This is a genomic window from Chamaesiphon polymorphus CCALA 037, assembly GCF_003003845.1.
GTDB lineage: Bacteria > Cyanobacteriota > Cyanobacteriia > Cyanobacteriales > Chamaesiphonaceae > Chamaesiphon > Chamaesiphon polymorphus.
On sequence record NZ_PVWO01000265.1, the window covers coordinates 1 to 7,763 of the forward strand.

Sequence of the window (7,763 nt, forward strand, 5' to 3'; positions counted from 1 at the left end):
AGCATATTTGATGGAAGCAGCAGATGATATTTGTTATGCTTTAATCGATCTCGAAGATGGGATCGAGATGGGCTTTATTACTTACGATGAAGCGATCGATATTTTGAATATCGTCTTCGATTTCGATCGGATTCCACCGCTACATTCTAGTTGTAAGGGTAATGAATTGCTCGGTCGCCAAATTGCGATCGCACGGGGGAAAGCGATGAATATCCTCATTGAAGGTGTTGTCGATACTTTTGTCAAGCAAAAGGACGCTCTCTTGCACGGAAATTTTATCTATGACGATCTGATTGACGCTTGTGGCGGTCGCATCAAAGAGTGCGTTACGCTCGCGAAAGATACTGCTAAACATAAAATCTTTAACGATCCGCGTAAGATCCAAATCGAAGTCGGCTCTCATGCCACGATCGATATATTATTAGATGCGTTTATTACCGCAGCATACAATCTAATTGTCTGCAAAGATGGCGAAGATTTAACCGTTGGCGTAGCCTCTCCTTTGGAGAATCGACACGGTAAATTATTAGCAATGATGGGCGGACACCAACCCCAGCCAGATTGGTCTTTGCATCATGCTTACATGCATATTTTAGATTTTATCTCTGGCATTACCGATCGACAGGCTGTAAATATTACCAAGCAGATCGACGCAATGAAATGTCGATAGCTATTTTTAGTGGATAGTGGATAGTGGATAGTGAATAGTGAATAGTGGATAGTGGATAAGCAATTATTTGTATAATAGATTATGCCTAAAACCTAGATGGTGGGCAGTGCCCACCCTACTGGCTTTACCTATCCTAACAACCTAATTCTCAATTCTCAATTAATTTAAGTTACTTAGTATATTCAGGCTGCGGATCGATCCCGCCTGCTCGGTTAATCGGCCAAAATCTGACTGTCGCTTTACCCACAATTTTATCCTTGGGTACAAAGCCCCAAAAGCGACTGTCGTAGCTATTATCACGATTGTCACCCAAAACTAGATAATGACCTTTGGGCACGATGCCATCGGGTGTCAGTGTTGTACTGCTCCAATTGTAATTAGGATCTTCACCGAGGTAATTTTCACTTAAAAACTTGCCATTGATGTAGACCTTACCACTTTTGATATCAACCCGATCGCCAGGTACGCCAATTACCCGTTTAATAAAAGCATCCTTAAATTTTTCTTCTTCGAGTTTGGCGGTAGGATTGAAAACGACAATATCGCCACGAGCGGGATCGGAAAAGCGATAGCTAATTTTATCGATAATCAATCGATCGTCAATATGCAAAGTGGGTAGCATCGAACCAGAAGGGATATAACGCGCCTCAGCCACAAAGCTCCGAATCCCAAATGCCAGCACAGCACTCAAGCCGATGGTTTTGAGCGTCTCCATCCACGGATTTTCGGCTTTTGGCGGTGCCACATTAGCGTCAGATGTAGATTCAGGTTCAGATTTAGGTTGTTCGTAATCCATAAAACCGATAGAAGAAGTGGGATATTAAGTGAATCGATTGTATTTGAGAGAAAATCGAGTTGGTTTTGCGGATCGCGATCGCGAGTTAAGCCCAAACTACAGGATTTAGATCCGACAACCTCCACGATCGTGCTGTAAAATCTTACTCAGATAGTTTAGAAGACCGCAAACAATTGTAAGAATCAGTCTCAATCTCGCCTACTTGTAGTGTCGATCGCACAGAGGCGACGCACGAGTGGTGAGATTACAAGCACTCATTCTATCTTTGCAAAATTGTATTGCGTATAGACCATTATGACCTTTATTTTGGACGATCGAGTATGAGCGTAAATTCTTTGCTAATCCGTCATGCTCGAATCCTCTTGGCTGATGGTAGCTGGCTGACTGGGGATGTATTAGTTCGCGACGAACGCATTGTCGAGATTGCGGCTGAGATTACCGCTAATGATGCAACTAAACAGATCGACGCAACTGGCTTGGTTTTGTTGCCCGGAGTCATCGATCCGCAAGTCCATTTTCGGGAACCAGGGTTAGAGCATAAAGAAGATCTGGCTACTGCCAGCTACGCCTGTGCCAAAGGTGGGGTGACATCCTTTCTAGAGATGCCCAATACCAAACCACTGACCACCACTCAAGCCACACTCGATGATAAACTCGATCGGGCATCCCGCAAAAGCATCGTCAATTACGGCTTCTTCATCGGTGCGACTCCCGCCAACCAGCCAGACATCCGCACAGCCAGCCCTGCCTGCGGCATCAAGGTATTCATGGGTTCGATGCATGGCGATCTACTCGTCGATACTATCGATGTCTTAGAACCGATTTTTGCCCAGGGAGATCGCTTAATTGCCGTCCATGCCGAAGATCGGGCGCGGATCGAGCAGCGCAAACAAGAATTTGCCGGAATTACCGATCCTGCCATCCATTCCCAAATTCAAGACGATATTGCCGCCCTAACTGCCACCAAACTGGCAATCCAACTATCCGAAAAATATCAGCGACGCCTCCACATTCTCCATCTCTCCACCGCCATCGAAGTCGAATACCTCCGCGAACACAAACCCGCCTGGGTAACCGCCGAAGTCACCCCCCAACACCTAATGCTCAATACCGATGCCTATGCCACCATCGGTACTCTCGCCCAGATGAATCCACCCCTCCGCAGTCACCGCGATAATGAAGTATTGTGGGCGGGATTATTAGACGGTACGATCGATTTTATCGCCACCGATCACGCACCCCATACATTAGAAGAAAAAGCCAAGGGTTATCCCAACACCCCATCGGGAATGCCCGGAGTTCAAACATCACTCCCCGTCATGCTCACCCAAGCAGTCGCCGGAAAATGCACGATCGAGCAAGTATCTAACTGGATGTCTACCGCAGTTGCCAAAGCTTATAATATCCCCAATAAAGGCGCGATCGCGATCGGTTACGATGCAGATTTAGTATTAGTAGATCTGGAAAATTATCACACACTCGAACGCAAAGATATCGTCAGTAAATGCGGTTGGAGTCCGTTTGAAGGTTGGAATCTCACGGGTTATCCCGTTTACACGATCGTCAATGGCAATATCGTCTATGAAAAAGGCGAGATTCGATCGGAGATAAAAGGTAAAGCTTTGAGATTCGATGGGAACACCTAAATTTTAGGTCTGTAGATTGGGTTGACGCACAAAACCCAACAATTCGTCAATTAACCTGTGGATGTTGGGTTTCGCTATCGCTCTACCCAACCTACGAATACTACCGATCTACATGACATATAAGAATGATTCGAGCGACAAACATTTATATTCAGGTAATGCTTACTACTCATCTGACAAACTTATTTTCTTAACAGCTCTCTCTATCAAGTTCATCAGGATCTTTAAGAAATAATTTGATTAGTTCAAGATTATTTAATCCGTCATTACTTAAACCAATATCTTCGCGGATTGCTTTGAACACGTTATTGATTGCAGTAAACTTATCAAAGTATTCACTATCGGGGCTATTTGACTTTTGAAATTCAAGTTGTGTTCTTATTACATTAGGAGATCCCCAAAGTAAAATCTCAGTTTTATGTAAGAACATAAAATCTATAAGCTCCTGTTCTGTTGGTTGTTTAATAGTTGATTGTTTATTTTGTCCGCCAATCAATGAAGCCACAGTTCCTAAGAATTTTTGGTAAATTTCTACTTTCTTTCCTCGATGAGCTTCTTCTATTTCTCTTGACTTTGTTTGTATTTGAGTAATAATTGTGGCAACCAACCCAACAATAGCTGTTATCATTGCACCAAGTATAGTAGCTGATATCCTTGCATCTATAGCAATCAGACTATTTATAAAAAAAGAACATATCAACCAAAATACATACAAGATTCCAGCGATTGTTACAAATCCTAGAAATGTCAATAATTGTCCCTTATTTAGATCTTTACTCATAGTTATCCAAGATACCTGTTCGCTCACTCGAATCAAATTATGATATAATAGTACTATACAATGACTGACGATCGCACTTGTAGCAGGAGCACAAACTCAGATGAAGCTAAGTAAAATCGATTTAAGCAGCTTGAAAGCGATCGCGCACGATGAGGATGGACTCAAGCTACTAATCGAACGCGAAGATGAGATCGAGTATATCGAAATTCCCGCTCCATTAGCTGCTTACGAAGGCTTGCAACTACTCGATCGAATTATTGCATCTACACCAGAGATCGAGCCTTACGAAGAACACATTGAGATGTTGCCAGCCCATTCGACGATGGCAGCGCAAGTCGGCTACGATTACGATCGCGAGATCTTGCAAATCGAATTTAATAGTGGCGCGGTGTACCAGTATTCAGAAGTTGAGCCAGAACTGTGGGAAGATCTGCAAGCGACAGATTCGATCGGCAGCTTTTACAACCAAGAGATTAAAGGTTATTATCCATCCACCAGAATTGAGTAAAGATTGGCAAATCCTGGGCGTTGCTGAATTTAGGTAAGATCTACTCTCGATTACAATCCCTAAAATTTAGAGTGGGGGCAATTCATGAATTGCCCCTACTCTAAATTTTAGGATCGAACCATAGTGCAAATCAGCTCCGCTAGATTTTGTTGCAGATCGAGTGGTAAGTTAGCGATCGATTATTACAAGCAGGTGACGATCGATACAAACTTGAGCTAAATTCGATAAGCTGGGATGTAGCTCAAGTGGAAGAGCGCGCGCCTGTCACGCGCGAGGTTGACGGTTCAACTCCGATCCTTCCCAGCAAATCTGGGGAATTGTAGCTTTAAACGGAAGAGCGTCGTGTTGCCAACACCGAAGGTTGGAGGTTCGAGTCCTCCCAATTTCCACCACATCGCGGGAACTATAGTTCAAGTGGAAGAATATAACCTTGCCAAGGTTAGGGTTGAAGGTTCAATTCCTTCTAGTTCCCACCCCTCATCGGGTGGATAGTCATCTGTAAGCTCCAAAATAAGTCCAAAATTCCTAGAAGATGGATATCCCAGCGGAAAAACTAGAAATTTGTTTGGAAGTTTTACAGCAGATTGCTGACGATCCAGAATCCATCGCGCATGAAGATCGGATCAAAAGTTTAATCGCCAAAATTCATAAACAAGGACGTAAATATTCTCGCAAACACGATCGCACCGAAAGAAAGATCGAAGAGCGTCAGACTAGAGAAAATACCCTAATTCATCAACTAGATCGTCAAGCTCTGATTCAGGCACGACACAACCAAGATCGACAGACGATCGAGCAAACTCTAATAGTGCGCTCGCAACATCCAGAATTCGCTGATGATTTATTAGAGAGAAAGCCAGAATATTTTCAGCAGTCGGTATCTTGTTATATCTGCAAACAAGCTTACCGCGAAGTCCATTTTTTCTATCATTTACTCTGTCTCAAATGTGCAGAGTTTAACTATGCCAAACGCGATCGAAGAGCAGATTTAACAGGTAGAGTCGCGCTGCTTACGGGTGGAAGAATTAAAATTGGTTATCAATTAGGCTTGCGACTATTACAAGATGGTGCGCGGGTAATTATCACGACGCGGTTTCCTCAAGATTGCGCGCGGCGTTATAGTTTGGAGCCAGATTTCGATCGATGGGGCGATCGATTGCAGATTCATGGACTCGATCTGCGAGATATTAAATCACTGGAAGGATTTATCGAATATCTGTTAGCAAGAGAATCGGCCTTAGATATTATTATTAATAATGCCTGTCAAACTGTCAAGCGTCCGCTAGAATTCTATAGACATTTATTAGATCGGGAAGAATTATCTGGGGCGATTAAAGCTTTAATTCCAGTTGACGGATACAACCAAACAGCATTACTCGAAACTCGATCGAATTACCGAGAGGAATTAACTGACTCCAGTCAGATTTACTTTCCACCGCAGACATTCGATCGCGATGGACAACAAGTAGATTTGCGTCCGATTAATAGTTGGACATTAAAACTCGATCGCGTCAGTACGCCAGAATTATTAGAGGTGCAACTTGTCAATGCAATCGCCCCATTTTTAATTAATAGTCGGCTCAAGCCATTATTAATGCGATCGAAGTTTGCTAGGCGGTTTATTATCAATGTCTCGGCGATGGAAGGACAATTCAATCGCAAACATAAAACCACCGATCATCCGCATACAAATATGGCCAAAGCAGCTCTCAATATGATGACGCGCACCTCGGCGGCTGATTATGCAGAGGATAATATTTTTATGAATAGTGTCGATACAGGCTGGATTACTAATGAAAATCCCTATCCCAAAAGTCAACGGATGGAACAGGAACAAGATTTCTATCCACCATTAGATGCGATCGATGGTATGGCCAGAATTTACGACCCGATCGTCTCTGGAATTAATTTACCAGAAACACCTTTGTTCGGTCATTTTCTTAAAGATTATTTTCCTTATCCTTGGTAGATTTGAAGATATTTAATTGCATTGTGGGAGAGGGCGGGTTTGTTTGAGGTTTATGGTGCGATCGATATCCATAGCATTGTCTTTTCGCGCTAAACCGTCGGGAGACCCGACGAGCGCGCGCCGCAAACCCGCCCCTACAGATCTGTGATTCATGCAATTATTTAAATAATCCAAAATCCGCAATCCCTAATTCAAAATGATAGATTCACCATTACATTGTCCGCAGCCACAACCGATAGAAACTACGTCGGATATTTTAAATAATTTAACACCATTATTAGAACGTCTAAAAACTAACCCAAATATTACCGAACAAACCACCTTTCCAATTGGAACATTAATGCCAGATGGACGGTTGGATATGTGCAAACAAAACCTCGGCGTGACGGGTTGTGAGATTGTAGCCAAAGCCTTAGAAACTAATACGACGATCGCGAGTTTATTATTAGGTACGAATGGGATTGGCGATATTGGGGTAAAATCGATCGCGAAATTAATCGAGCGTAACGATCGGCTGGAGGTAGTTTATTTAGGTTGCAATGCTATTTCGGGAGCTGGAATCGCCGAGCTAAGTAAAGTATTAGCGCATAGTTCGACTGTCACGGGATTGTGGCTCAAACGCAATCCGATTGGGATTGAAGGTGCCAAACATATTGCCGAAATGTTGCAGTCTAATACTAAACTGGAGATTCTCGATTTAGTTAGTACTCGCATCGGCAAGGTGGGATTAAAAGCGATCGTCGATGTTTTAATTACAACGAATCGGACGATTAAAAGATTGTATTTAGGCGGTAACGATCTTGATACCGATGATGCTTATTTACTGGCAGATTTATTGAGAGCTAATCATTCGATCAAAGCACTTTTTATGAATGTCAATCATCTGGGCGATCGGGGCATCGAAATCTTAGCAGATGCTTTAGCCAATAATAATACCTTAACCGAATTGGGATTGGCTAGTAATGGAATTAGCGATCGAGGTTGCGAACTACTGATATCAGCCATTCAAAACATGCCGAGATTGACTCGATTGGATTTGGGTTACAGTCCATCTACGAAGGTTTTGGGTGCAAATCCTAACGCGATTACCGATCGAGGAATTAATGCGATCGCTAGTTATCTCAGTACCAATCGAACCCTATCCCATCTCAATCTAGGCAGAGTCAAGTTAGACGATCGATCGCAATCTTTGTTGTTTGATGCTTTAAAAAACAATCGCACGTTAACACATTTATTTGTCAGCGGTAAGTTGAACCCAGAAATTATCTCGCTACTCGCAGCCAATCGCTCGATCGATACCATCACAATTAACTATTTAGGGCTTGCTGAAAAAGTAGGAGAATAGTCTTTCAAAAATTGATTGGTAATGAAAAAAGTCGGAGTAATTAGTTTT

At 42.8% G+C, this 7,763-nt stretch carries 7 protein-coding genes, 3 tRNA genes and 1 pseudogene; 8 read left to right on the forward strand and 3 right to left on the reverse strand.

All coding sequences use genetic code 11. From position 1 onward, the window contains the following. Positions 1–670: pseudogene (locus C7B77_RS18365) on the forward strand (deoxyguanosinetriphosphate triphosphohydrolase); the annotation flags it as partial. Between the two features lie 169 nt (positions 671–839). Here the strand turns inward: C7B77_RS18365 and lepB are convergent. Further along, entirely contained in the window at positions 840–1,466 is a 627-nt protein-coding gene (gene lepB / locus C7B77_RS18370) for a signal peptidase I (RefSeq protein WP_106308033.1), read from the reverse strand. A gap of 320 nt (positions 1,467–1,786) precedes the next feature. On the opposite strand from lepB, the gene C7B77_RS18375 reads away from it, so the two are divergent. Continuing rightward, the gene (locus C7B77_RS18375; protein ID WP_106308035.1) at positions 1,787–3,112 is read left to right on the forward strand and encodes a dihydroorotase; all 1,326 of its coding nucleotides are present in this window, start codon (positions 1,787–1,789) and stop codon (positions 3,110–3,112) included. A gap of 190 nt (positions 3,113–3,302) precedes the next feature. Here C7B77_RS18375 and C7B77_RS18380 read toward each other — a convergent pair whose 3' ends face one another. Beyond that, positions 3,303–3,893 carry a hypothetical protein gene (locus C7B77_RS18380; RefSeq protein WP_219892195.1) on the reverse strand — a complete coding sequence of 197 codons (591 nt, stop codon included), beginning with the start codon at positions 3,891–3,893 and terminating at the stop codon, positions 3,303–3,305. Positions 3,894–3,993: 100 nt separating this feature from the next. On the opposite strand from C7B77_RS18380, the gene C7B77_RS18385 reads away from it, so the two are divergent. From C7B77_RS18385 to C7B77_RS18405, 5 genes are all read left to right on the forward strand, one after another. Continuing rightward, on the forward strand, positions 3,994–4,401 hold the full coding sequence (locus C7B77_RS18385) for a KTSC domain-containing protein (RefSeq protein ID WP_106308038.1): 408 nt from the start codon (positions 3,994–3,996) through the stop codon (positions 4,399–4,401). Positions 4,402–4,631: 230 nt separating this feature from the next. Beyond that, positions 4,632–4,705, forward strand: a tRNA-Asp gene (locus tag C7B77_RS18390). A gap of 9 nt (positions 4,706–4,714) precedes the next feature. Then, positions 4,715–4,789, forward strand: a tRNA-Gly gene (locus C7B77_RS18395). An 11-nt stretch (positions 4,790–4,800) separates the two neighbouring features. Then, positions 4,801–4,873: transfer RNA gene (locus tag C7B77_RS18400), tRNA-Gly, on the forward strand. Positions 4,874–4,933: 60 nt separating this feature from the next. Continuing rightward, positions 4,934–6,370, forward strand: coding sequence for an SDR family NAD(P)-dependent oxidoreductase (locus C7B77_RS18405; RefSeq protein WP_106308041.1), 1,437 nt, complete (start codon positions 4,934–4,936; stop codon positions 6,368–6,370). Between the two features lie 12 nt (positions 6,371–6,382). Here C7B77_RS18405 and C7B77_RS30145 read toward each other — a convergent pair whose 3' ends face one another. After that, positions 6,383–6,523, reverse strand: coding sequence for a hypothetical protein (locus C7B77_RS30145; RefSeq protein WP_181243918.1), 141 nt, complete (start codon positions 6,521–6,523; stop codon positions 6,383–6,385). Positions 6,524–6,566: 43 nt separating this feature from the next. Between C7B77_RS30145 and C7B77_RS18410 the strand changes: the two genes are divergently transcribed. After that, positions 6,567–7,715, forward strand: coding sequence for a leucine-rich repeat domain-containing protein (locus C7B77_RS18410; protein WP_106308043.1), 1,149 nt, complete (start codon positions 6,567–6,569; stop codon positions 7,713–7,715). Positions 7,716–7,763 lie beyond the last annotated feature (48 nt).

Coding starts and splice junctions, on each gene's coding strand:
- C7B77_RS18410 (WP_106308043.1), top strand. CDS start 6,567: ATGATAGATTCACCATTACATTGTCCGCAGCCACAACCGATAGAAACT.
- C7B77_RS30145 (WP_181243918.1), bottom strand. CDS start 6,523: ATGAATCACAGATCTGTAGGGGCGGGTTTGCGGCGCGCGCTCGTCGGG.
- C7B77_RS18405 (WP_106308041.1), top strand. CDS start 4,934: ATGGATATCCCAGCGGAAAAACTAGAAATTTGTTTGGAAGTTTTACAG.
- C7B77_RS18375 (WP_106308035.1), top strand. CDS start 1,787: ATGAGCGTAAATTCTTTGCTAATCCGTCATGCTCGAATCCTCTTGGCT.
- lepB (WP_106308033.1), bottom strand. CDS start 1,466: ATGGATTACGAACAACCTAAATCTGAACCTGAATCTACATCTGACGCT.
- C7B77_RS18385 (WP_106308038.1), top strand. CDS start 3,994: ATGAAGCTAAGTAAAATCGATTTAAGCAGCTTGAAAGCGATCGCGCAC.
- C7B77_RS18380 (WP_219892195.1), bottom strand. CDS start 3,893: ATGAGTAAAGATCTAAATAAGGGACAATTATTGACATTTCTAGGATTT.